Source organism: Streptomyces sp. NPDC044571 (assembly GCF_040647115.1).
Classification (GTDB): domain Bacteria; phylum Actinomycetota; class Actinomycetes; order Streptomycetales; family Streptomycetaceae; genus Streptomyces.
Map to the genome: position 1 here is coordinate 1 of NZ_JBEZBN010000155.1, position 1,066 is coordinate 1,066.

The 1,066-nt window shown below is 74.6% G+C and carries 2 protein-coding genes; both read right to left on the reverse strand.

The window, feature by feature from the left end; genetic code table 11:
- The coding region (locus AB0B01_RS30945) for an SRPBCC family protein (RefSeq protein WP_361726336.1) at nucleotides 1-382 on the reverse strand (382 nt) is incomplete at its 3' end.
- 57 nt (nucleotides 383-439) lie between these two features.
- Nucleotides 440-1,066, reverse strand: a 627-nt coding sequence (locus AB0B01_RS30950) for an SDR family NAD(P)-dependent oxidoreductase (RefSeq protein ID WP_361726339.1), incomplete at its 5' end; no start/stop codon positions are given.

Below are 1,066 nucleotides of genomic sequence, written 5' to 3' on the forward strand. Positions count from 1 at the left end.
GCACCTGCGCCACCGCGTCAATGGCCGCGAGGTGGAAGTTGTTCCCCCTGCCCCGCAGCGGGTGTTCGTCGAGGATGATCAGGGTGTATTCGCCCCACGGCCGCACCTCGATCGCGATCCGCGCGCTGACCCGGCCGGCGGCCATGGCTTCCAGTTCCAGCCGGTGCGGCGGTTCGTAGGCGCGCACGATGGTCCGGCCCTCGTACCTCCACGGGCCCATTTTGATCCGGTAGCGCAGGGCCGCACCCTCCTGGGGCCACCGCCCGTCGTCCTCCCACGAGTCATGGGTGCCGACGACCCAGTCGGCGTACCGGCTGCCGTCCCTCAGGACCTCCCACACGCGGTCGGGCCGGCATCGGACCAGTCGGTGCTGCACTGCCATGGGGAACCTCCCACCTCGGGCCGCTCGGTGCCGGGCGCCTACCCGTGGCCGGCGCGCTCATACGCCTCGCCTGCGCCGCGTCGCCGCCCGGACGCCGAGGGCCGCCAGGCAGCAGCAGCCGCCCGCCGTCCCGGTACCGCGCAGCGCCGTGCGCCAGCCGCTGCCGCGGCCGCCGCGTACGGCTGCCGTGGCTCCGGACGGCAGGTGGAGGATGCCCTGGCCGGTGGGCGCGCTGCCGTCGCCGCCCAGGTAGCGGTGTTCCACCCGCCACGCGATGGTCCGCCGGGTCAGGCCGGGCGCGACCGCGTGGGCGAGGGCCAGGGAGCGTGCGTACGGGCCCACGAGGGTGCGGGGGCGCGGGCGGCGCATCACGGCGGTGAGGGCGCGTGCCACCCGCTCGGGAGTGGCCACGGGAGGAAGAGCGCGCAGGTCGCGGCGCGTGTGGTTGGCCGCGTGCCGGAAGAAGGGCGTGTCCACTCCGGCCGGAAGCACCGTGCACACGTCGACGCCGTCCGCACCCATCAGCGCCAGTTCCCGCCGGAGTACGGCGTCGAACGTGGTCAAAGCCGCCTTGGACATCGCGTAGCCCGCCATGTACGGGGCCTCCACGACCGCGCCCAGCATGGAGGAGACGTCGATGACGATGCCGTGCCGCTGCCGGCACATGACGGGCACGGCGGCCCG